Annotated in this window: 17 protein-coding genes and 1 pseudogene; 6 read left to right on the forward strand and 12 right to left on the reverse strand. The window is 69.4% G+C overall.

Annotation, left to right across the window (positions count from 1 at the left end):
* The first annotated feature begins 4 nt into the window (after positions 1–4).
* The 4 genes from hppD to IPL89_13150 all read left to right on the forward strand — a co-directional run bounded on the left by hppD (position 5) and on the right by IPL89_13150 (position 5,213).
* Positions 5–1,174, forward strand: coding sequence for a 4-hydroxyphenylpyruvate dioxygenase (gene hppD / locus IPL89_13135; protein MBK9064120.1), 1,170 nt, complete (start codon positions 5–7; stop codon positions 1,172–1,174).
* Positions 1,171–2,322: a homogentisate 1,2-dioxygenase gene (locus IPL89_13140; GenBank protein MBK9064121.1), complete on the forward strand. Its 1,152-nt coding sequence runs from the start codon at positions 1,171–1,173 to the stop codon at positions 2,320–2,322. Before hppD ends, IPL89_13140 begins: the two co-directional genes overlap by 4 nt.
* A gap of 72 nt (positions 2,323–2,394) precedes the next feature.
* Positions 2,395–3,792 carry an insulinase family protein gene (locus IPL89_13145; GenBank protein ID MBK9064122.1) on the forward strand — a complete coding sequence of 466 codons (1,398 nt, stop codon included), beginning with the start codon at positions 2,395–2,397 and terminating at the stop codon, positions 3,790–3,792.
* An 11-nt stretch (positions 3,793–3,803) separates the two neighbouring features.
* The gene (locus tag IPL89_13150) at positions 3,804–5,213 is read left to right on the forward strand and encodes an insulinase family protein (GenBank protein MBK9064123.1); all 1,410 of its coding nucleotides are present in this window, start codon (positions 3,804–3,806) and stop codon (positions 5,211–5,213) included.
* Between the two features lie 18 nt (positions 5,214–5,231).
* On the opposite strand, the gene IPL89_13155 is transcribed toward IPL89_13150, so the two are convergent.
* The 6 genes from IPL89_13155 to IPL89_13180 all read right to left on the reverse strand — a co-directional run bounded on the left by IPL89_13155 (position 5,232) and on the right by IPL89_13180 (position 10,517).
* Positions 5,232–6,008: an enoyl-CoA hydratase/isomerase family protein gene (locus IPL89_13155; GenBank protein ID MBK9064124.1), complete on the reverse strand. Its 777-nt coding sequence runs from the start codon at positions 6,006–6,008 to the stop codon at positions 5,232–5,234.
* A 5-nt stretch (positions 6,009–6,013) separates the two neighbouring features.
* Positions 6,014–6,520, reverse strand: a complete 507-nt coding sequence (locus IPL89_13160; GenBank protein MBK9064125.1) for a DinB family protein — start codon at positions 6,518–6,520, stop codon at positions 6,014–6,016.
* Between the two features lie 3 nt (positions 6,521–6,523).
* On the reverse strand, positions 6,524–7,402 hold the full coding sequence (locus IPL89_13165) for a 3-hydroxybutyryl-CoA dehydrogenase (GenBank protein ID MBK9064126.1): 879 nt from the start codon (positions 7,400–7,402) through the stop codon (positions 6,524–6,526).
* A 62-nt stretch (positions 7,403–7,464) separates the two neighbouring features.
* Positions 7,465–8,652 (reverse strand): thiolase family protein, encoded by a 1,188-nt coding sequence (locus IPL89_13170; protein MBK9064127.1) that lies wholly within the window; start codon positions 8,650–8,652, stop codon positions 7,465–7,467.
* A gap of 96 nt (positions 8,653–8,748) precedes the next feature.
* Positions 8,749–9,852 carry a beta-lactamase family protein gene (locus tag IPL89_13175; protein MBK9064128.1) on the reverse strand — a complete coding sequence of 368 codons (1,104 nt, stop codon included), beginning with the start codon at positions 9,850–9,852 and terminating at the stop codon, positions 8,749–8,751.
* On the reverse strand, positions 9,849–10,517 hold the full coding sequence (locus IPL89_13180; protein ID MBK9064129.1) for a hypothetical protein: 669 nt from the start codon (positions 10,515–10,517) through the stop codon (positions 9,849–9,851). The genes IPL89_13175 and IPL89_13180 overlap by 4 nt, the downstream gene beginning before the upstream one ends.
* Positions 10,518–10,557: 40 nt before the next feature.
* Between IPL89_13180 and IPL89_13185 the strand changes: the two genes are divergently transcribed.
* Both IPL89_13185 and IPL89_13190 read left to right on the forward strand, forming a co-directional pair.
* Positions 10,558–12,321 (forward strand): serine/threonine protein kinase, encoded by a 1,764-nt coding sequence (locus IPL89_13185; protein MBK9064130.1) that lies wholly within the window; start codon positions 10,558–10,560, stop codon positions 12,319–12,321.
* 13 nt (positions 12,322–12,334) lie between these two features.
* Entirely contained in the window at positions 12,335–14,014 is a 1,680-nt protein-coding gene (locus IPL89_13190) for a tetratricopeptide repeat protein (protein MBK9064131.1), read from the forward strand.
* On the opposite strand, the gene IPL89_13195 is transcribed toward IPL89_13190, so the two are convergent.
* The 6 genes and pseudogenes from IPL89_13195 to IPL89_13220 form a co-directional block, all read right to left on the reverse strand.
* Complete coding sequence (locus IPL89_13195) at positions 14,015–15,688, reverse strand: PD40 domain-containing protein (protein ID MBK9064132.1); 1,674 nt, start codon at positions 15,686–15,688, stop codon at positions 14,015–14,017.
* Between the two features lie 932 nt (positions 15,689–16,620).
* On the reverse strand, positions 16,621–17,256 hold the full coding sequence (locus tag IPL89_13200; protein MBK9064133.1) for a CoA pyrophosphatase: 636 nt from the start codon (positions 17,254–17,256) through the stop codon (positions 16,621–16,623).
* Positions 17,253–18,335, reverse strand: coding sequence for a peptide chain release factor 2 (gene prfB / locus IPL89_13205; GenBank protein ID MBK9064134.1), 1,083 nt, complete (start codon positions 18,333–18,335; stop codon positions 17,253–17,255). Before prfB ends, IPL89_13200 begins: the two co-directional genes overlap by 4 nt.
* 60 nt (positions 18,336–18,395) lie before the next feature.
* Entirely contained in the window at positions 18,396–19,976 is a 1,581-nt protein-coding gene (lnt, locus tag IPL89_13210) for an apolipoprotein N-acyltransferase (protein MBK9064135.1), read from the reverse strand.
* A 953-nt stretch (positions 19,977–20,929) separates the two neighbouring features.
* Positions 20,930–21,770, reverse strand: a pseudogene (gene lipA / locus IPL89_13215) (lipoyl synthase).
* Between the two features lie 32 nt (positions 21,771–21,802).
* A complete protein-coding gene (locus IPL89_13220) occupies positions 21,803–22,063 on the reverse strand; it encodes an SPOR domain-containing protein (GenBank protein MBK9064136.1) in 261 nt (86 codons plus the stop codon).
* Positions 22,064–22,245: the final 182 nt, after the last annotated feature.

A 22,245-nucleotide genomic window follows, 5' to 3' on the forward strand; every position in this document is an offset into this window, starting at 1 on the left:
TACACTGGGGATTATGGATTCGATTGGGATCGTCGGCTACGACTCGTTCCACTTCGTCGTCTCGGACCTCGCGCGGAGCCGGCGGTTTTACGCGGAAGCGCTCGGCTTCACGGAAGTCGCCCGTGCAGGCCGGGAGAAGGTCGAGCGCGGGGGCGAGGAAGCTTCCGTCTTCGGCGCGGGCCAGATCCGCGTCCTCGTCTCGACGCCCGTGCGCAAGGACTCGCGCGCGGCGCGCTACCTGAGGATTCACCCGGACGGGATCTCCTCGCTCGCGTTCCGCGTGAAGGACGTCGAGGCCGCGTGGAAGTTCCTCGACGCCCGCGGGGCGACGTTCCTGTCGGACGTCCAGACGGACGAGACGCCGGACGGTGCGTTCCGGACGTTCAACATCGCGACGCCTCTCGACGACGTGACCTTCCGGTTCATCCAGCGGGACGGGGACTACCCCCACTTCGCCCCCGGCTTCGAGACCGTGGGCGACGGCAGGCCGAAGGAGAACCCGCACGGCTTCGCGACGATCGACCACGTCACGTCGAACGCCTACACGATGCTCCCCGTCGTGAACTGGTACCGCGACGTCCTCGGGTTCACGCACTACTGGGACGTCGAGTTCCACACGGCCGAGGTCGCGGCCGCCCGGCCGATGGCCGGCTCGGGCCTGCGCTCCATCGTGATGGCGGACCCGGGCAGCGGCGTCAAGTTCGCGACGAACGAGCCCATGCGCCCGTTCTTCCGCGAGAGCCAGATCAACCGCTTCTGCGAGGACCACCACGGCGCCGGCGTCCAGCACGTCGCGTTCCTCGTCAAGGAGATCATCCCGGCCGTCGAGGCCCTGCGTGCTAAGGGCATCGCCTTCCTTCCCGCGCCGGGCGCGTACTACGACCGGCTGCCGAAGCGCCTGGCCGAGGTGAAGATCTCTAAGCTCCGGGAGCCCATGGACCTTCTCCGCAGCAACCACATCCTCGTCGACGGGGCCGACGAGAAGTACATGCTCCAGATCTTCATGCTCGACGCGATGGCGATGTACGGCGACGAGACGGCCGGGCCGTTCTTCTACGAGCTCATCCAGCGGGAGGGCGACCGCGGCTTCGGCTACGGGAACTTCCGAGCGCTCTTCGAGTCCATCGAGTCGTCCCAGCGGTCCGGTTCGTCGGCTCTCGAGGTGGTCGGTTGATCGACTGGATGCGGTGCGGGGAGCTGCCCGCCAAGCCGCACACGGCGTTTCGTTCTCCGGAGGGGGCGCTTCGCTTCGAGGAGTGCCTGACGCGGCGCGGTTTCGACGGCGAATTCTCGATCCTGTACCACGAAGGGCCGCCGATGACGGACTCTCTCATCGGGCCCGCGGCGCCCGGCCGGTGGGACCGCAAGGCGCCGGTCCCGGCGGAGCACCAGCCGCTCCGCCGCAGGCTGCTCCTCGGCGAAAAGGCGCCCGAGGGCTATACGCCGGTCCTCTTCAACGAGGACGTGACGGTGTCCTTGTTCAGGATCCCCTTGGCGGGCGAATCGCCAGACGGGTTTTCGAACGGCGACGGGGACGACCTGTATTTCTTCCATGAAGGTGAGGGAACGCTGGAGTCGCCTTTCGGCGATCTACCGATCCGTGGGGGTGACTACGTCTGTGTTCCGCGCGGGTCGTCCATGCGCATGCGGATCTCTAAACCATTCGAAGGAATTCTCCTCGAAGTGCGCGGCGGATTGCACCTGCCTCGCGAATTCAGGAATCCCGTCGGCCAGCTCCGCATGGACGCGCCGTACACCCACCGCGACTTCGTGCGGCCCGTCTTCGCCGGGCCGCGCTCCGGCCCGAAGCGCATTCTCGTCAAGAAGGACGACGCGTTCGTCGAGCGCTTCCCGGTCGCGTCGCCGTTCGACGTCGTCGGGTGGGACGGCACCGTGTGGCCGTTCGCGTTCGACATCCTGAAATACCAGCCCCGGACGGGCCTCATCCACCTGCCACCCACGATCCACTCCACGTTCGCGGGACGCAACGCGCTCGTCTGCTCGTTCGTGCCGCGCGTGACGGACACGCACCCCGACGCGATCCCGTGCCCGTACCCGCACACGTCCGTCGATTGCGACGAGATCATCTATTACGTCCGCGGCAACTTCACGAGCCGCAAGGGCGTCGGCCCGAAGGCCGTCTCGCTCCATCCCGCCGGCGTCCCGCACGGCCCGCACCCCGGCGCGTACGAGGGCTCGATCGGAACGCGCTCGACGGACGAGCTCGCCGTCATGGTCGACACGTTCGCCCCCCTCCGCCTCACGGCGCAGGCTCTCGCCCTCGAGTCCCCCGGATACCACGACAGCTGGATCCCGGGCTAGGAGGGCAATTCCGCACTGAAACCCCGGGGCCTCCGGGCCGTATCTCCTCCAATGCCCGAAAACGGAGGAACGATGAAGCCACGCCTCGCCCTTGCCGCTCTCGCCCTCGCGGCGGCGATCGGGCCGGTCGCCCCCGCCGCGGAGCCTTCCGCCCCCGCCCGCGCCCCGATTCCCGTCGACTACCGCAAGCTCCCGAACGGCCTGAAGGTGGTCCTTTCGCCCGACCACACCTCCCCCACGGCGGTCGTGGCCGTCTACTACAACATCGGCTTCCGGATCGAGCCGCGCGACCGGACCGGATTTGCCCACCTCTTCGAGCACCTGATGTTCCAGGGTTCGAAGAACCTCGGGAAGATGGAGTTCATCAAGCTCGTCCAGTCCAACGGCGGCATCCTGAACGGCTCGACGCGCTTCGACTTCACGAACTATTTCGAGGTCGTGCCCGCGAACGCGCTCAAGACCGCGCTCTGGGCCGAGGCCGACCGCATGCGCGGCCTCGCGATCACGCAGGAGAACCTCGCGAACCAGCAGGGCGTCGTCAAGAACGAGGTCAAGGTCAACGTCCTGAACCGGCCGTACGGCGGCTTCCCGTGGCTCGACATGCCGCAGGTCGCGAACGAGAACTGGTTCAACGCCCACAATTTCTACGGCGACCTCAAGGATCTCGACGCGGCGACGCTCAAGGACGCCGAGGCGTTCTTCAAGGCGTTCTACTCTCCGGGTAACGCCGCGCTCGTCGTGACGGGTGACTTCGAAACCGAGCCCACCTTCAAGTGGATCCAGGAGTACTTCGGCCCGATCCCGTCCGCGCCGCACCAGGAGCTTCCCGACATTTCCGAGCCCCGGCAGGAAAAGGAAAAGCGGACTTCCAGGCAGGACGCGCAGGCGCCGCGCCCCGCGCTCGCCGTCGCGTACCACGCGCCGAAGCGCAACACGCCCGAGTACTACGCGCTCGGCCTCCTGGAGCAGATCCTCGCGGGCGGCAGCGACAGCCGCCTCTACGACGCTCTCGTGCGCAAGGGCGCGCTGACCGGCGAGGTGAACTCCTCGATCAACGGCCTCGGGAACCAGTTCAACATCGCGGGGCCGACGCTCTTCACGCTCTCGCTGTTCCACGACCGGGACAAGACGCCCGACGCGATCCTCAAGGTGCTCGACGCCGAGATCGAGAAGCTCCGGACGACGCCGGTCGACCAGGCGACGTTCGACCGCGCGATGGTGAAGATGCGGTCCGACCTCTACGCGATGCAGGAGAGCACGTTCGGCTTCGGCCGCGCGGACCTCCTCGCCTCGTTCGCGCTCTTTGACGACGACCCGGCGCGGATCAACGGCCTCGAGAAGGAGTTCGCGAAGGTCACGCCCGAGCTCATCAGAAGAACAGCTGAAGAGGTTCTCCGCCCCACCAACCGCACGATCCTCGCGATCGAGCCGAAGCCGGAGGCCCCCAAGCTCCCCGGCCCGAAGGTCTGAGGAAGGACGCCATGACGATCCGCAGAACGTATTCGCTCATCACTGCCTCGGCGCTCCTCGCTCTACTTCCGGGCGCCGCGCGCGCCGACGAGGCACCGGTCAAGGAGAAGCCACCCGAACTGGACGCCCCGCGTCCGTTCAAGCTCCCCGCGCCGACGCGCTTCACGCTGCCGAACGGCCTGAAAGTCTCGATGGTCCCCTACGGGACAGTCCCGAAGGCGCTCGTCCGCCTCACGGTCCAGGTCGGCAACGCCGACGACCCGGCCGGCCAGACGTGGATGGCCGATCTCACGGGCGACCTCCTTCTCGAAGGCACGAAGACGCGCAGCGCGACCAGGATCGCTCAGGACGCCGCCTCGATGGGCGGCGAAGTCGCCGTCCAGGCCGGAGAGAACCTGACGACGGTGGCCGGCGAGGTCCTCTCCGAGTTCGCGCCCGCCATGGTCGACCTCGTGGCCGACGTCGTCCGAAACCCCGCGTTTCCCGATTCGGAGCTCGCACGCCTCAAGGCCAACCTCGAACGCCGCCTCTCGATCGCGAAGAGCCAGTCGCAGCAGATGGCCCTCGAGGCCTTCCGGGCCGCGATGTACCCGGGCCAGCCGTACGGCCGGCTCTTCCCGGCAGCCGACGCGGTCAAGGGCTACACCCTCGCAAACGCCAAGGCGTTCTGGTCCGGCCATTTCGGAGCCGACCGTTCCACGCTCTACGTTGTCGGCGTCTTCGACGCCAAGGCCACGGAGGCCGCCATCCGCAAGGCGTTCGACGGCTGGGGGAAGGCGACCGCGGCCGCGGCCCCGGCACCGAAGGCGGCGACGAAACGCACGCTGACGGTTCTGGACCGCCCGGGCGCTTCGCAGTCCACGGTCATCCTCGGTATGCCCGTCGTCGACCCTTCGAGCCCCGACTACGTCCCTCTCGTCGTCACGAACGCGCTCCTCGGCGGCTCCTTCGGTTCGCGCATCACGAGCAACATCCGCGAGCAGAAGGGCTACACGTACTCGCCGTTCAGCCAGGTCTCCGTGCGCCGGCAGGGGGCCTACTGGTCAGAGGCGGCGGACGTCACGACGGCCGTGACCGGAGCCTCGATCAAGGAGATCTTCGGCGAGATCGACCGCCTGCGCGCGGAGCCTCCGGCCGCGGCGGAACTGAAAGGCATCCAGAACTACCTCGCGGGAACGTTCGTCCTGCAGAACTCCTCGCGCGCCGGCATCGCGAACCAGCTCCAGTTCCTCGCGCTGCACGGCCTGCCGGACTCGTACCTCTCCGGGTTCGTCGCGCGCATCCAGGCCGTCACGCCCGAGGAGATCACGCACCTCGCGAAGGCCTACATCCGGCCCGAGCAGACGACTCTCGTCGTCGTTGGCGACCGCAAGCTCATCGACGAGCAGCTCAAGCCCTACGCCCCCGCCGGACAGCCCTGACCGCGCCCTGACGATTCCTCAGCGGCCGGCGAACTTCGCCGGCCGCTTCTCGAGGAACGCGGAGACGCCTTCCTTCATGTCGTCGGTCGCCGCGCAGAGGCCGAAGAGCGTCGCCTCGTGGTCCTCGGCCGCGGCGAACGGCATGTCGAGGCCCGCGTTCACGGCGTCGAGGACGTAGCGCACTGCGACGGGCGCCTTGCCGAGGATCTTTTTCAGCGTCTCGCGGCAGGCCGGCAGGAGCTCGGCCGGCTCGACGACCTTGTTCACGAGGCCGATCCGGAACGCCTCGTCGGCGGAGATCGCGTCGCCCGTGAGCAGGAGCTCGAGCGCTCGGCCCTTTCCCACGAGCCGCGGCAGGCGCTGGGAGCCTCCGTAGCCGGGGATCAGCCCGAGGTTCACTTCCGGCTGGCCAAGCTTTGCGTTCTTCGACGCGTAGCGGAAAGTCGCCGCCATCGCGAGCTCGCATCCGCCGCCCAGCGCAAAGCCGTTCACCGCGGCGACGACGGGCTTGCCGAGGTTCTCGATCAGGTCGAACGTCGCCTGTCCCTTGCGCGCGAAGTCGCGCGCCCCGGCGGGCGTGAACGCCTTGAACCCCGCGATGTCCGCACCGGCGACGAACGCCTTCTCTCCCGCGCCCGTGAGGATCACGGCGCCGACGTCCGGGTTCTCCTTCGCGGCGGCGAACGCGGCGTGCAGGCCGTCGAGGACCTCGGCGTTCAGGGCGTTCAGCTTCTCGGGACGGCTGACCGTGACGGTGAGGATGCGCTCGGAGACCTCCGTGACGACGACGCTCATCGCGTTCACCCGAACGGATTCTCGTCCGCGCTCGGCCCGTAGATGGAGGGCACGGGCACGTCGAGGAGCCGCAGGTACACCGAGAGCTGCCCGCGGTGGTGGATGAGATGGTTCAGGAGGATCGTCCGCACGAACGCGATGCGCGGCATTTCCATGATCACGGCGGGCCCCTTCCGAAGCGTCCAGGGACCCATCGCCCGCGCGTCGTCGAGCTGCGCCATCGCGACCTTCGCGGCCGCGGCGGCCTCCTCGAAGGTCTTCATGAGGGCCTCGGCGCTCGCCGGCTCCTTCGCCGTGCCGTCACCGCCCGTGGCCAGATCGAACTCTCCGGGAAGCAGCGAGCCCGCGACCCAGTGCGGCATTCCGGCGATGTGGCCCGCGAGCGCGCCGAGCGACATCGACTTCGCGTGCGGCTTCCAGGAGTATTTGTCCGCCGGCACCCGCGAGAGAAGCTTTTTGGTGGTCGCGCTCTCTCGGTCGAACTCCATCAGCATCGGATCGATCATGCGCATGGTTCAGCCCTTTCTGTTGCCCCGTTCGTCGTACTCGAAGAATCCCCTTCCGGTCTTTCTTCCGAATCGCCCGGCCAGCACCAGCCTCTTCAGGAGGGCGGGCGGCGCGAAGCGGGCCTCACGATACTCCGCGAACATGATCTCGGCGATCGCGTAAACCGTGTCGAGCCCGACGTAGTCGAGAAGCTCGAACGGGCCCATGGGGTGGGCGCAGCCGAGCTTCATGCCGGTGTCGATGTCCTCGAGCGAGCCGACACCCTGCTCGTGCGCGCGGATCGCGTCGAGAAGGTACGGCACGAGGAGCCGGTTCACGATGAACCCAGAGTTGTCGCGGCAGGCGACGGGCTCCTTGCCGAGGGCGCGGGCGAAGGCCGTGACGGCGGCGACGGTCGCGTCCGACGTCGCAAGGCCGCGGACGACCTCGACGAGCTTCATCACAGGCACCGGATTGAAGAAGTGCAGGCCCGCGAACCGGTCCGGCCGCTGCGTGGCGGCGGCCATCTCGGTGATGGTCAACGACGACGTGTTGGAGCAGAAGATCGTCTCCGGCCCGCAGAGCGCGTCGAGCGCCTTGTAAACCTCGCGCTTGACCTCGAGGTTCTCGACGATGGCCTCGAGGATGAGATCGGAGGAAGAAAGATCTTCCAGTGAACATGAATAGCTCAAGCGATTGCGAATCGCCTCGCCGTCTCCGGCCGTCAACTTGCCACGCTCAACTGCCTTCGAAAGTGAATTCTCGATGCGGCGCTTGCCCGCGTCGAGCGCCTTCTCGTCCACTTCGCGGACGACGACCGCGAACCCCGCCTTCGCGCACACCTCGGCGATCCCCGACCCCATAAGCCCCGCACCGAGCACGCCGACCGAACGAATTTCGCGCATCAGCCTGTCTCTCCCCTCTTCACCTTCAAAGAAATCTTCTCATCGGTTCTCTTCGGACACGCCACCTACGAGAGCGCCTCAACCACGACCGCGATGCCCTGGCCCCCGCCGATGCACGCCGAGGCGAGGCCCCAGCGCTTGCCGCGGCGGCGGAGCTCCTTGAGCAGCGTGAGCGTCAGGCGTGCGCCGCTCGCCCCGAGCGGGTGCCCGAGCGCGATCGCGCCGCCGTTCACGTTCAGCTTCGCCCGGTCGACGCCGAGCTCCTTGAGCACGCCGAGGATCTGGCCCGCGAACGCTTCGTTGATCTCGACGAGGTCCATGTCGGCGAGAGACTTCCCCGCCTTCGCGAGCGCCGCGCGGCTCGCGGCAACCGGGCCGAGGCCCATGAACGCCGGGTCGCAGCCGGTGACGGCGTCGGCGACGAGACGGCCGAGCGGCACGATGCCCTTCGCGCGTGCGCGCTCCTCGGTCGTCACGACCATCATTGCCGCCCCGTCCACGATCCCGGACGCGTTGCCGCCCGTCACCATGCCGTCCTTGCCGAACGCCGGGCTCAGCTTCGCGAGCCCTTCCAGCGTCGTGTCGGGCGTCATGTGGTCGTCCTTCGACACCGTCACGGTCTTCCGGCCCTTCTTCGCCTCGACGGCGACGACCTCCTCCGCGAGCCGCCCGGACGCCCACGCCTCCGCGGCCTTCCTCTGGCTTTCGAGCGCATACGCGTCCTGCTCCTCCCGCGTGATCCCGTGGCGGCGCGCGACGTTGTCGGACGTCTGCGCCATCGCGAGACCGGGCACCGTGTCGAAGAGGCCGCTCATGAGCGAGTCCTCGAGCTTGCCCTGGCCGAGCCGGAGCCCCGTGCGCGCCCCGCGGACCACGAACGGCGCCTGGCTCATGTTCTCCGTTCCGCCCGCGAGGACGACCTCGGCCTCGCCGAGGAGGATCCGGTGTTTTGCCTGCACGAGCGCCTCGAAGCCCGAGCCGCAGAGCCGGTTCACCGTGACGGCGGGAACCTCCTGAGGAACGCCGGCGCGCAGGCCGACGTGGCGCGAGAGGTAGATCGCGTCGGACGACGTCTGGAGGACGTTGCCGACGATGACGTGGCCGATCTCGCCCGGCTCGAAGCGAGCGCGGCGGAGCGCTTCCTGCGACGCGAGGACGGCGAGATCGGTGGCCGTCATGTCGGCGAAGAGGCCGTTGTACTCGGCCATGGGCGTGCGTACGCCCTCGGCGACGACGATGGAAGGTGAGGCCATGCGGCCCTCCGGGCGGGGGCGAGTCGAACGCTCGCCGGTCGCGGCGCGATCTTACCGATTCCGGCCCGATGAGACCGGATCGCCGGGGCGCGCCTCTTAGAGCGCCGCCGCGATCTCGTGGAAGCGGCGCCGGAACGCGTTCATCTCCACCGCGCGCGCGTCCGGGTGCAGTCGGTTCGCGAGAAGGACCGCCACGCGTCCGCGTTCGGGGTCGACGAAGAGAGACGCGCCGGTGAAGCCCGTGTGCCCGAACGCGGTCGGGCCGAGCGGCTCGCCCGGGCTCCCCGGCGTCGACGCGAGCTGCCAGCCGAGACCGCGGTCTTCACCGAGGCCGATGGTCGCATTCTCCGTGGCGAGAGCGAAGAAGCGCTCCGGCAAGAGGCGCCCGTCGCGCGTGAGCCACGCGCGGCCGAGAGCGGCGGCCGCTTCGGCCGTGCCGAAGAGGCCCGCGTTCAGCGACACGCCGTTGCCGCGGCGGTACGCGTTGCCGTCGTTCGCCTGCGCGTTCACGACACCCTCGCGGAAGCCGCCGTACTTGAGCTTACGGTCGGTGGTCATCGCTCGCTCGGTTGCGTCGTCCCTCTCGCCACCTGCGCATCTGGCCAGGTCGTCGGGAGAAGCGGGAGAGAAGAGAAGATTCTTTGAAAGGTTAAGAGGGGCGGAGACCCTCGCCTCGAAGAGCCGGTCGAGCGTGCTCCCTGAGACTCGTTCGACGATCTCTGAAAGGAATAGATAACCAGGGCAGGAGTAGATGACCTTCGTGCCCGGGATCGCCGCGGCGTCGAGTTCCCCGAGGGTTCGGGCATAAGCGGCCCGGCCCTCGCCCTTTGAATAGACGGGGAACCAGTCCACGAGTCCGCCGAGATGCGCGAGCAAGAACCTGACGCTGACACCTTCTAAGAAGCTCTTCCTCCACCGATCCTCGAATCGCCATACGGTATCGTCCAGCGAGAGGGCGTTCTCTCCCGCCAGAGACAAGACCAACGCAGCCCCCGCGAGAGGTTTCGTCAGCGACGCGAGATCCCAGAGCGTGTCGGGCCCCGCGGCGCGGCGCTCGCTGGCCGGCTCGACACGCGCGTCGCCCGCGTGGCGCTCCGCGAGCGTGTCTTTCTCCGAGACGACGAGAGCCGAGGCGCCCGCGAAAAAGCCGCGCTCGAGCCCCTCGTCGAGGAGCGCGCGAAGGCTCTCCGGCGCGCTCACGGCTTTCCGGCCGGGGACTTCGCGGGTTCCTTGGCGGCCGCCGGGAGGAGCGGGCGATCCAGGGCCTCGTGCGCGGCCGCGATGCGCGCGCGGAACGGCTCGAGCGTCTTCATGTTCGCCCGGACCGAATCGGGCTCCTTCTCGCGCGATTCGCGCCTCACGCGCTCGGCCTCCGCCTCGAAGCTCGCGATCTGCTCGGAGACGAGCTTTCGCGACCCCTCGTCCGCCGCGTCGGCCTTCCGCGCCCTGAGGTCGGCGAGGGTCTTGTCGAGCATCGCCAGGGCGGCGACGTTCAGGCGCGCCGTCATCGCGGCGGCCTCGGCCTCCAGCACGCGCTCTTTCACCCAGAGGTACTCCTCCGTATTGACGCTCCGGGCGCGCGCCACGGTGACGTCGGCCGGCTCGGACGCGAGCGGATCGGACGGCGGCGGCGCCTTGCCCGCCTTCCGGTCGAGGCGCACCCGGTCGAGGACGCCGAGGTAGGTCTCGACCTGCTTGGGGGTCACGTGGCCGTCGGCGGGCGGGCGGTAGACGTCCCGGGAAATGCCGGGGCGCGGGACGGCGGCAGCCGGTGCGGGGGCCGTCGGCGCGTCGGAGCCGCCGCAGCCGGCGAGGGCCGCAGCCGCGAGAAACGGCAGCAGAAACGCGGCGCGGCGCCTGAACACGTCCGAATGATAGCCGCGTGGTACGATTTTTTTCTTCATCATGCTTACCCAGGTCGGGAAATACCTGATCGAGGAGAAGGTCGGGGTGGGCGGTTTCGGAACCGTCTACAAGGGACGGGATCCGTTCATCAAGCGGGCCGTCGCGATCAAGACCTGCCAGAGCGAGGAAGAAGAGATCAAGAAGCGGTTCTTCCGCGAGGCCGAGTTCGCGGGGAACCTCCACCACCGCAACATCACGACGATCTACGACTTCGGCGTCACGGACGACGGGACGCCCTACATCGTCCAGGAGTTCCTGACCGGCGAGGACCTCGACAAGCTCGCACGGAAGCGCGATCCGCTGCCGCTCCGGCGCAAGCTCGAAATCCTCGTGGACGTCTGCGAGGGCCTCGGATACGCCCACACGGCCGGGATCATCCACCGCGACATCAAGCCCTCGAACGTCCGCATTCTCGAGGACGGGACGGTCAAGCTCATGGACTTCGGGATCGCGAAGTCCATGGTCTCGCAGTCCACGCTCACGCAGACGGGCATCACGCTGGGCACCGCGTCGTACCTCGCCCCGGAGCAGATTCGCGGCGAGGATCTCGACGCGCGCACGGACCTCTTCAGCCTCGGCGTCCTCGCATACGAGCTCACGACGGGGCAGAAGCCCTTCACGGGCGACCACATCTCGACGGTGCTCTACCGGATCATGAACGAGCAGCCCGCGCCGCCCTCGACGATCGTCCCGGGACTGCCGCGGGCCCTCGACGCGATCGTCGTGAAGCTCCTCGAGAAGGACCGCACCCGCCGGCACACGAACTGCGCGGAGGTGAAGGCCGAGCTCGGCGCGGTTCTCGCCCTGCTTTCGAGCGCGCCGGAGAACGAGGCGCCGGTCGACGACATGGACCGGACGGTCGCGACGCCGTCCGCCGGTTACCAGACGGGCGCCGCGCCCCGGGCGGCCTCCCGCGTCCTCGACACGCCGCTCTCGCCCCCGGGTCCCCTGCGCCAGACGCAGGGCGGCGCCGCCGACGTCCGTCTGCGCGCCACGGGAGGCGCTCCCGTTCTCCCCTCCTCCACGGAGGCGCACGCGCGGGAAAGCGGCCCGGTCCTTCGCGTCCTGCTGTCGGCCGCGGTCGTCGTCCTCGCGGGCGGCGGCGGCTTCTGGCTCTACGTTCAGAAGAAGGCGGCGAAGCCGCAGCCGCCTTCTCCCGCCGAGGCCTCGGCCCCGTCCGTGCCGGCGCCGGCCGCAACGACCGCCTCGTCCAACGCCCCCGCGACTGCCCTGGTCCCGTCAACCGCCGCTCCCGAGCCGGCCCCGGCCTCCGCGTCGGCGCCACCCGTGGCCGTCGCGCCCGAACCCACCCTGGCACCGACTCCGGCAGGTCCCGTCATGGTCACGTTCCGCTCCAACCAGGTCGCGACTCTGACCATCGACGGGAAGAAGAAGGGCTCGGTCCCTCCTGCCGGCACGCGGTTCTCCGTGGAGCCCGGCAAGCACACCGCGGTCTTCGGGATTCCAGGGTTCATGACGCTGCCGCCCGTCACGTTCGTGGTGGACGGACTCGACACGATACCCGTCACGGCGATCTTCCCTGCGAAGGGACAGATCGTACTCACCGTATCGCCGCCCGGCGCCGAGATACGGATCGACGGCGTGGCGCAGGAGCCGCCAGCCGCGCCCCCGTTCAAAAAGTTCCTCGTGGCCGGGCAGCACGACATCGTCGTCAGCATGCCGGGCTACCGCACGGAGACGAAGGCGATCGACCTCGAAGAAGAGGCCCAGAACACGTACAGGTTCGACCTGAAGAAAGAATAGCTAGAATCCCTCCGTGCGCATCCGGACGATTCTTGTGGTGGCCGGCGCGGTCCTCCTGATCGGCGCGCCCGCCTTCGCCCAGGAAGGGTCGGAATCGCTCGAAAAAGAGGCCCGCAAGGCGTTCAACGGCGGCCAGTTCCGGCGCGCCGCGCTGAAGTTCGAGAGCGCCGCTTCGGCGGCCGGCGACCCGGCGCGCAAGGGCCGCATGCTCGTGCAGAGCGCGTGGGCCTCCTACAACGAAGGCAAGCGAACCGACGCGCAGGAAGCCCTGCGGCGCGCGTACGCCGCGAGCCCGGACCTCGAGATCGTCCCCGACTTCTACTCGCCCGAGTTCGTGAAGGTCGCTGCCGACGTGAAGTCCACGCTGCGCACGACCCCCGCGGCGCCTTCGGCCGACGTCGCCGAGCTCAAGCGCGTCGCGCGGCAGAAGCTCGCGGACGGCCTGCCCGAAGACGTCATCCACGATCTGACGTACAACGTGCCGCGCGAAAAGCTCGACGCCGAGTGCCTCGAGCTCCTCGCGGCCGCTTACGAGAAGGTCGGCAAGTTCAACGAGGCCTCGCGCATCCGGGCCGCGAAGGGGGATCCGGCGAAGGCGCCTCTCCCGGCCGTCGCTCCGGCCGTGGCCGCCTCGCCGGCTGCGACTGCCCCGCCGCCCCCGGCCGCGCCCTCGTCGACACGCATCGCGGCCGGAGCCGCCGCGCCCGCCGTGGACTACCTCGCGCTGGGACGGGCCGCCCTGTCGCACGGCGACGCCCTGAACGCGCAGTCGGCCGCGAACCGGCTCCTCGAGGTCGATCCCCAGTCGAGCGACGCGTACCGCCTCCTCGGAAACGCCTTCTCGATGCGCGGCGAGAAGGTCCTCGCCGAAGCGAACCTCAAGCAGGCGATCAAGTACAACGAGAAGAACGAGGGCGCGCTCCTCGACCTCTACGACTTCTACATGGCGGACAAGAACTGGGAGCCGGCGCTCGACGCCCTTCGCAGGGCGGCCGAGATCAACCCGGAGAACCGCGACAAGCTCGTCGCGCTCGGGCGCAAGGCGCGCGCCGAGGGCGACCTCGCGCACGCGAAGCAGGTCTTCGCGACGGCCGCCGCCGCGGCGCCCAAGGACACCTCGATCCTCACGGAATACGCGTCCATTCTCCTCCTGATGAAGGACCCGGACGGCGCGCTCGAGCCGCTCACGAAGGCCGCGGCGGCCGAGCCCGACCGAGAGATCGTCCGCGCAAACCTCGCCGCCGTGCTCCGGAAGAAGGGCCTCTGGAAGGAGGCCGAGAAGGAGTACCGCGAGGCGATCCGCTCGGACCCGGACTACGCCCCGGCACTCACGGGCCTCGGCGGGCTCCTCCTCGAGCGCGGCCAGGCGGCCGAGGCGATCGAGCCTCTCAAGAAGGCCGTCCTCCGCGCGCCGCAGAGCGTGGACGCCGCGTGGGCGCTTGCCCGCGCGCAGCGCCAGACGGGCGCCCTGAAGGACGCGGCCGACGCGCTCGAAAGGCCGCTGGCTCTCGACGCGCCGGAGCTCTGGAACGAGGCGGGCGCGATCGCGATGGACCGCGGCCGGTGGGACGAGGCGGTCATCTACTTCGACAAGGCCGTCTCGCGCGACGGCACCGTCCCGCTCTACAAGGCGAACCGCGACAAGGCCGCCGCCGCCGCCGCGTTCGTCAAGACCGCGGCGCCCGCCTCCTGATCAACGCAGCCCTTCGACGGCGTAGAGCCGCGAGAGGGTGCGGAGGACGGTGTAGCAATAGCTCGACCCGTCCGGCGTCATCTGGACGCTGACGAACCGGTCGACGCCCGTCGGGTCCGAGAGGGCGATCTCCTTCCAGAGGTTCCGCGCGCCAGTCGCGATGTCGAGCCGCTCGATCCGGAGGGGCACGCCCTGGCGGTACACGAAGAGGCTCTTGCCGGACGCGTCGAAGCGGAGCACGACGTCGCCCGCCCCGAGACCTGGAACAGGCTGAGGTGCGCCTCCGTCGACACGGACGAGGAACGCGTGGCGGGACCGATCCCGGGCGACGACGATCGTTCCGTCCGGGGCGAGTATCGGGAACTCGAACCCTTCCCCCGTGAACGGGCGCGGCGGTCCCTGCGCGACGTCCCTCACGAAGAGCCGCGAGAGCTTCCCGCGCTCGCGGGCCTCGACCAGAAGCCTCCGGCCGTCCGGAAACCACGACGCCCTGATGTACTCGAGGCCCTCGTCCTGGAGCGTCCGAGCCCCGCCGGGGCCCACGGGCAGAAGGACGAGGCGGTCCGGCGACACGCGCACGACCCACTTCCCGTCCCGGGACATGCCTCCGACGAACTTGCCGTCCCCGAGACGCACGGCCGGACCGGAGCCGTCCGTCTTCCGGAGATACACCGCGCCATTCGCGCCCACGGCGGCGCCGCTCTCGGTGAAGAGAAGATCGCGTCCGTCGTCCGACAGGTCCATGCCGTTCGAGAAGTCCTGCCAGCTCAGGTTCACCTCGTGCGCGCTGCCCGATGGCCGGCACGCCATCGTCGTGGGCCAGTCGTCACTGCGAACGAGCACGGTCCCGTCCGGTGCGATGTCCTCCACGACGAGGATCGTCGGGGCGCGGGCGACGACGCGCTCCTTTCCCGCGAGCGTGATCGCGCGCAGCTCGACGACGCCGAATCGCGTGTCCTGCTCGCGGCCGGAGAACCAGATCTCGCCTGTCCGCGGGTGCCACGCGACGGACGTCGCGTTGTCCAGGCCCGTGCGCAGGATCGTCTGGTGCCCGTCGAGGTCCGTGACGCCCACCACCCGGCGGCCGACCTGGCCGCCGACGAAGGCGATCCGCTTGCCGTCTGGCGAGAACCGCACGGAGCCGCCGATGCCGTCCCCGGCACGGCCCGGGAGAAGGACCTTCCCGACCGGAAACTCCAGCTGCCAGTTGCGCATGACGGCGAGGCCGCCCTCGCCGGGCGCCCAGTCCGCGACCCCCGGCGCGAAAGGAAGGGAGAGCCAGGTGCCGTCCACGAGCTCGCGCGGCGCCCCGCCGGCGAGCGAGACCTCGGCCACGAGCGGCGAGGGCTCCCGCGGCAGCACGATCGCGAGCACGCCCTTGCTCGACACGGCCGCCAGGTTGGCGCTCGGGAGCGGCAGGGCGGTGGATTCTGTGCTGTCCAGCCGCGTCGTGAAGAGCTGCATGGGGTCACCCTGCCAGGCCGCCGAGTAGACGACGGTCTTCCCGTCGGGCGCGAAGCGAGCGCCGCCGATCGAGCCGCGCCGAAACGTCAGAGGGCGCCAGACAGGCGGCCCGGCGGGCGGCTTCCTCGTCGCGAGGAACGCGAGGACCGCGCCGCCGGCCAGCGCCGCGGCAAACGCCGGGATCGCCCAGCGCGGGACGCGACGTGCCACGACCGCTCGCGCCCCTCCCGACGTGAGGAGGTCCGACGCGCCGTCCCTCAGGCGCGCGAGGTCCTCGCGCGAGGTCCCGCGTCGACGCGTAACGCTCATCCGGCTCCTTCGCGAGGCAGCGTTCGACGATCCAGCGCAGCGGGAGGGGAAGCGCCGGAGCCGCGGACGCGAGAGGCTCGGGCTCGTCGCGGATGATCGCCGTCATCGTCTCCGGAGCGCTCGCGCGCGGGAAGGCCCGCCTCCCGCTCGCCATCTCGTAGAGCATCGAGCCGAACGAGAACTGGTCCGAGCGGAAATCCAGCTTGCCGCCCAGAGCCTGCTCGGGCGACATGTACAGGACCGTCCCGACGACGGATCCGGCCTCCGTGAACACCGAGACGGTCGGGGTCTGAGTCGCCCCCTCGCTCTCGCCGGGCCGCTCGACGAGCTTGGCGAGGCCGAAGTCGAGGATCTTGACGGCTCCGTCCTTCGTCACCATCACGTTCTCTGGCTTCAGGTCCCGATGGACGATTCCGCTTTCGTGCGCCCTCGCGAGCGCGTCGGCGATCTGGGCCGCCCACGCCAGGAGCTTCTTCAGCGGCAGCGCGCCGCCGGCGAGGCGCGCGCGAAGAGTTTCGCCTTCGATCAATTCCATGACGAGAAGGTGACGCGACAGAGTTCCGGAAGAACCGGGGATCTCTTCGAACGCGTAGAGGGTGGCGACGTTCGGGTGATTCAGGCTCGCCAGCAGCTTCGCCTCACGCTCGAAGCGCACCCTCCTCTCTTCACTTTCGAAGAACTCTTCAGGCAGGACTTTCAGCGCCACCGCCCGGTCGACGCGGGGGTCTCTTGCCCGGTAAACCTCGCCCATCCCCCCGGCGCCGAGAGGCGACAGGATCTCGTACGGGCCGAGGCGGGTTCCCGCTGCGAGCGCCACGTTGTTGAGAGCGATTCTACGTTGCCGAGTCCGTCTCGCCCCGCAACGCCGTCAGGAAGTCCGCGAGGATGCGCGCGGTCGCGCCCCAGATCGCGTGGCCTTTGTAGTGGTAGACGAGAGTCATCACGTCGCGGCCCTTCCACTTCACGGGCCGCTCCTCGACGACCATCGGGTCGAGGAGGTACGACACGGGGACCTCGATGATCGACTCGACCTCCCCCGCGTGCGGCGCGAACTGCGTCGGGTACGGGATGGCGCCGACGAACGGCGAGATCTCGAAGTCCGTGACGGTGACGAGCTTCGGAAGCGCGCCGAGGATCTTCACGCCCGCCCGCGGCACGCCGATCTCCTCTTCCGTCTCGCGGATCGCCGTCTCCCACGGGTTCGCGTCGGAAGCGTGCTTGCCGCCGCCGGGGAACGAGATCTGCCCCTTGTGGTGCTCCACGAGGTCCGTCCGCTTCGTGAAGAGCGTCCAGAGCGCCTTCTCGCGCACGAAGAGTGGGATGAGAACCGCGGCTTCCCGGAGCGGTCCGGCGTCCGGCGCACGTTCGAGCTCGAGCTTGCGCTCGGGCCAGTCGCGGAGGAGGCGGGCGCGGATGTCGTCCAGCCAGGTGCGCGGGGCGTCTCCGCCGCCGCCGGCATCGCCGCTCACGCCGGGTCGGCCGCGTTGAAGCCCGGGCGATCCGTCGCGGCCTTCTCGCCCTTCTTGACCATCGTCTGGAGGAACGCCTCGATGAACCCGTCGAGGTCGCCGTCGAGGACGCGGTCCACGTCCCCGACCTCGTAGTTCGTGCGGTGGTCCTTGATGAGCCGGTACGGCGCAAGCACGTACGACCGGATCTGCGAGCCGAAGCCGATCTCCATCTTCGTGCCCGCGCGCGCGTCGTTCTTGGCCTGCTGCTCTTCGAGCGCCTTCTGGTAGAGGCGCGAGCGCAGGACCTTCATCGCGGACGCCTTGTTCTTGTGCTGCGACCGCTCGTTCTGGCACTGGACGACGAGTCCGGTCGGAAGGTGCGTGATCCGGATGGCCGATTCCGTCTTGTTGACGTGCTGGCCGCCCTTGCCGCCGGCCCGGAACGTGTCCACGCGAAGGTCCTTGTCGTTGATCTCGACGTCGATCGTGTCGTCGATCTCCGGCGAGACGTAGACGGCCGCGAAGGACGTGTGCCGCCGCGCGGCCGCGTCGAACGGCGAGATGCGCACGAGGCGGTGGACGCCGCGCTCGGCCTTCATGTGCCCGTACGCGTACTCCCCCTCGAAGCGCAGCGTCGCCGTCTTGATCCCGGCGTCGTCGGCGTACGTGACCTCGAGGACGTCCGTCTTCCAGCCCTGCCGCTCGCCGTAGCGGAGGTACATCCGCATGAGCATGTCGGCCCAGTCCTGCGCCTCGGTGCCGCCCGCGCCCGCGTGGATCTCGAGAAGGGCCGGCATCGGGTCCTCGTCGTTCGTGAGCTTGAACGTCAGCTCCTTGCGGCGCGCCCACGGGCCGACCGTCGCGATCGCCGTGTCGGCGTCCTTCTCGACGGCCTCGCCCGACTTGAGGAACTCCGCCAGGATCTCGAGCTCCTCCTGCCGTTCCTTGAGGTCTTTGTCGTCGAGGAGAATGCGCTCGGCGCGCTTCAGCTTCCGGAGCGTGTCCTGCGCTTCGAGGGCGTTCGTCCAGAAACCGGGCTCGCCCGTCTTCCGCTCCAGCTCGTCCTTCTCACGTCCCGCCTGGCGGACGTCAAAGATAGCCCCGGAGGGAGCTCACGGACGACGCGAGTTCGAGCAGGCGCTCAATGCGTTCTTCGTTCACGTGTTTCCTCTCGGCGGCGCGGGGGACGCGGACGCCACGGGACCCCGGGGCGAGGGGAACCGCGCTCGCAGGATACCGGCGAGGAGGCCGGCGGCGCAAACCCACAGGATCGCGTCGCCGAGGGCGGCGGCGGGCGGCGTCCCGCGCGGGCGGAAGACGGGCGCCGAGAACGCGCCCTTTCTCCCCGCCGGGAGCGACACGAGGACGCGCCCGTCGGGCTCCACGGCGCCGCTGATGCCCGTGACGGCCGCGCGCACGAGCGGGCGCCCCGTCTCCACGGCGCGCAGCACCGCCGCCTGCCAGTGCTGCCGCTGGGCGCCCGCGCGCCCGTACCACGCGTCGTTCGTGAGCGTGAAGAGGACGTCGGCGCCCGCGCGCGCTTCGGCCCGCGCGATCCACGGGTACACGACCTCGTAGCAGACCGCGCCGCCGAGATTCCAGCTTCCGAGCTTCAGAAGCACGGTTCCCGAGCCCGGCGTGAAGCCGCCGGGCACCGCGCGGCTGATCGGCTTGATCATCCTGAGGACCGGCGCGAGGGGCACGTACTCGCCAAACGGCACGAGGCGCTGCTTGAGGTACGGCGGCAGGACAGGACCGTCCTTCGTCACGAGGAGCGCTGCGTTGTAGTACGGCGCGTCGTCGTCGCCTGGCGTGTCCGACCAGACCGTGCTCATGAGGATCGCGACGTCCAGCTCGCGGCACAGGCGCTGCACCCGCTCGCGGAAGACGGCGTTGAACGACCACGCGTAGGGCGAGGCGCTCTCCGGCCAGAGCACGACGACCGGCCGGTCGGCCCGGCACAGGGCGCGCGTCTGATTCTCGAGGTCGCGCTGAAGGCGCTCGGCGGTGCCGGGGTCCCAGCGGATGGCCTGGTCGACGTTCGGCTGGACGACGCCGACCTTGAGAGCCTCGTCTGACGGACGGGGCCGCAAGGGCTGCACCGCCGCCGCCGCGAGCGCGCAGACGGCGGCGCCGAGGAGCCATCCGAGACGCGCGTTCCGCCCCGGCCGCGTCCACGCGACGAAGAGCGCGGCGTTGAGGGCCGCGATGAGGAACGAGGTGAAGAGGACGCCTCCGAGGGCGGTCGAGCCGAGGAGCGCCGGGACGTCGGCGAGCGGGTTCGCAAGGAGGTTCCACGGGAACCCGCCGAAGACGAAGACGTACGTACGGAACCCTTCCTGGACGACCCACGCCGCGGCGAACGCCGCGACGACTCCCGGTCCCGAGCGCGGCCGCGCTGCTGCGTAGAGCGACGCCATGAGGCCGAACGGAATCGCGTAGACGCCCGCCGTGATCGCGAGCGCGAGCCCTGCAAGCGGCCAGCCCACCCCGCCGAAGCGGTGGACCGTGTACGCGATCCACGGGATCGTGACGAGCCAGAACGCGGCACCGAACACGAATCCCGGAAGGAACGCCCGCCGCCAGGTCAGCCCGTCGAGCGCCGCGAGCAGCGGGATCAGCGCGATGGGAAGGAGCGGGAGGATCGAGAAATTCGGAAAACAGAGGGCCAGAAGGACCCCGGCGCCACAGGCCCAGAGCAGTCGGGGGATTCTCTTAGAGGGTAATAGGGGAAGCATGCGGCGTCCGGGCGTCTCCTGGGAGGGACCGCGTTCAGTCTAGCGGTTCAGTCGGCTGGGCGGACAATCGAGAACGCTCTGAGGCCGATTCCGGCGTTCACCTTCATCGGATTCTTCCTCTCGGCGCCTGCCGCCGCGCAGCGTGAGATAGCGCCCCGGCCCTCACCCCCGGCCCCAGGGCGGCGCGGGCGCCATCGCCGGGGTCACCGACACGTACGCTCAGATGGAGAAGAACATCGAGGCCCAGTACGCGAAGCTCCTCAAGGAGGCCAGGACCAGAAGAGCTCTCTCGAGGACAAGATCAAGGACATCGACCGGCAGATCCAGGCGCTGAAGGAGCAGGCGAAGAAGGTCGAGCAGGTCGCGCGGAAGATCCAGGAGTTGCTGCCTAAGATTCTGTCGGCAGTCGGAAGCGAGTCCGGTGGGAGGTGCGCGCGCGCCTCCTCTGAGGCGAAGCGCGACGAACAGTCCTCGCGGCCGAGCTCGCGAAGGCGGGACTTTCGCTGTCCGCGAAGGATATTGAGGCGTTGTCGCGGCGATCCCGGCGGTCAGGAGCATGGACGCTCCCGGCAAATCGGGTCACCAGCGGAGGCGGGCCTGGCGCCTCCGGCCTTCCCAGGTGATCCCCTCCAGGCTCGCCGCCGCCCATGCCGGACGCTTCCGCGGCCGCGTTTTTCTCGAGCCGGTTCAGCGACCAGGCCTCCCAGAAACTCCACGCCTTGAACCGGACGATCGACTCGGCGAACGCCGAAATCTCAAGGAACAGATCGTGGCGGCCGAAAGCAGATCGCCAGGCTCGAAGCGGACAAGGCCAAAGCCCTCGCAGACCTCAGGAAGCAGAAGGAGAAGGCGCTCGCGGAAGCGACGAAAGCCCAGGACGGACGCCTCATCCGGCTACCCACGCCGACGCCGAACCGCAAGCCCTGACTCCAGGCCCGCGAGGCTTTTTTTTCTTACCCTCTAAGAAACTCTTCCGTGCAGTAACTCGACCGGACAAAGGGCCCCGAGAAGACAGCCGCGAAACCCATTTCGATTCCGCCCTTCTCGAGCGCCGCGAAGCGCTCCGGTGTCGCGTACTCGACGACGGGCAGGTTCCACGCGCTCGGCCGGAGGTACTGCCCCACCGTGACGACGTCGATGCCGGCGCCCCGGAGCGCCCGGAAGACGTCGAGGACCTCTTCGTCCCGCTCGCCGAGCCCGAGCATGAGGCCCGACTTCGCCGTCATCTCGGGATGCCGCGCCTTGACGCGGCCGAGGAGGTCGACGGAGCGGCGGAAATCCGACTTCGGCCGCACGGTGCCGTAGAGCCGCGGCACGGTCTCGACGTTGTGGTTGTAGACGTCGCCTCCCGCGTCCGCGACGCGGTCGATCTGTTCCGCGACGCCCTGGAAGTCCGGCGTGAGGACCTCGACCGTCCCGCGCCGACTCGTCGGCCTTGAGGGCGCGGACGACGGCCGCCCAGTGCGCGGAGCCACCGTCCGGCAGGTCGTCGCGATCCACGGACGTCACGACGACGTGGGCGAGGCCCATGTCCCGCGCGGCGGCGGCGAGGTTTGCGGGCTCGGCGGGGTCGAGCGGCGCGGGCTTCCCCGACGTGATGTGGCAGAACCCGCACGCGCGCGTGCAGACGTCTCCCGCGATGAGGAACGTCGCCGTTTTCCGCTCGAAGCATTCCGTGCGGTTCGGGCAGCGGGCCTCCTCGCAGACGGTCGAGAGCTTCCCGAGCCGCATCCGCGCCTTGATCGCGTGGAGGTCGTGGAGGCGCAGCTTCTTCTCGCGGATCCACGGCGGCAGCGCCGGCTCGCCGCGGACCGGCAGCGGACGGCTCACGGCACCACGAGCGGAACGTTCTTGATCTGCTTGTCCGTGGCCTTGATCTTCTTCGCGAGAGCCTCGGCCTTCGCGCGGTCCTTGAACGGTCCGACGTGGACGCGGAACCATCCGGGCTTGCCCGCGATGACCGCGACGTCCGCGTTGAACCCCTCGTCCTTGAGCCTCTTGGCGAGCTCGTCCGCCGCCGCGGCGTTCTTCGTCGCGAGGATCTGGACGTAGAACGGGCCTTTCGGAGCGGGTTTGGCGGTAGGCACGGGCTTCGGCGTCGGGACCGGCGGCCGTGCGGCGTCGGAGGCACGGGCGTTGGCGGGACGGCCGTCGGCGCGACCACGGGAACGGGCGCGGCCTCGGCCGCCCTCTTCTCCTCGGGCTTGATTCCAAGCGTGTCGTCCGGCTTTTTCGTCTCGCGCGGGCCCTCGGCCGGCGCAAGCGTGGG

The organism is Acidobacteriota bacterium (assembly GCA_016716715.1).
Taxonomy (GTDB): Bacteria; Acidobacteriota; Thermoanaerobaculia; order UBA5066; family UBA5066; genus Fen-183.

Bases quoted from the DNA above. Each gene is read 5' to 3' on its own strand.
- IPL89_13145 (MBK9064122.1), top strand. From the start codon at position 2,395: ATGAAGCCACGCCTCGCCCTTGCCGCTCTCGCCCTCGCGGCGGCGATC.
- IPL89_13150 (MBK9064123.1), top strand. From the start codon at position 3,804: ATGACGATCCGCAGAACGTATTCGCTCATCACTGCCTCGGCGCTCCTC.
- IPL89_13155 (MBK9064124.1), bottom strand. From the start codon at position 6,008: ATGAGCGTCGTCGTCACGGAGGTCTCCGAGCGCATCCTCACCGTCACG.
- IPL89_13160 (MBK9064125.1), bottom strand. From the start codon at position 6,520: ATGCGCATGATCGATCCGATGCTGATGGAGTTCGACCGAGAGAGCGCG.
- IPL89_13170 (MBK9064127.1), bottom strand. From the start codon at position 8,652: ATGGCCTCACCTTCCATCGTCGTCGCCGAGGGCGTACGCACGCCCATG.
- IPL89_13185 (MBK9064130.1), top strand. From the start codon at position 10,558: ATGCTTACCCAGGTCGGGAAATACCTGATCGAGGAGAAGGTCGGGGTG.
- lnt (MBK9064135.1), bottom strand. From the start codon at position 19,976: ATGCTTCCCCTATTACCCTCTAAGAGAATCCCCCGACTGCTCTGGGCC.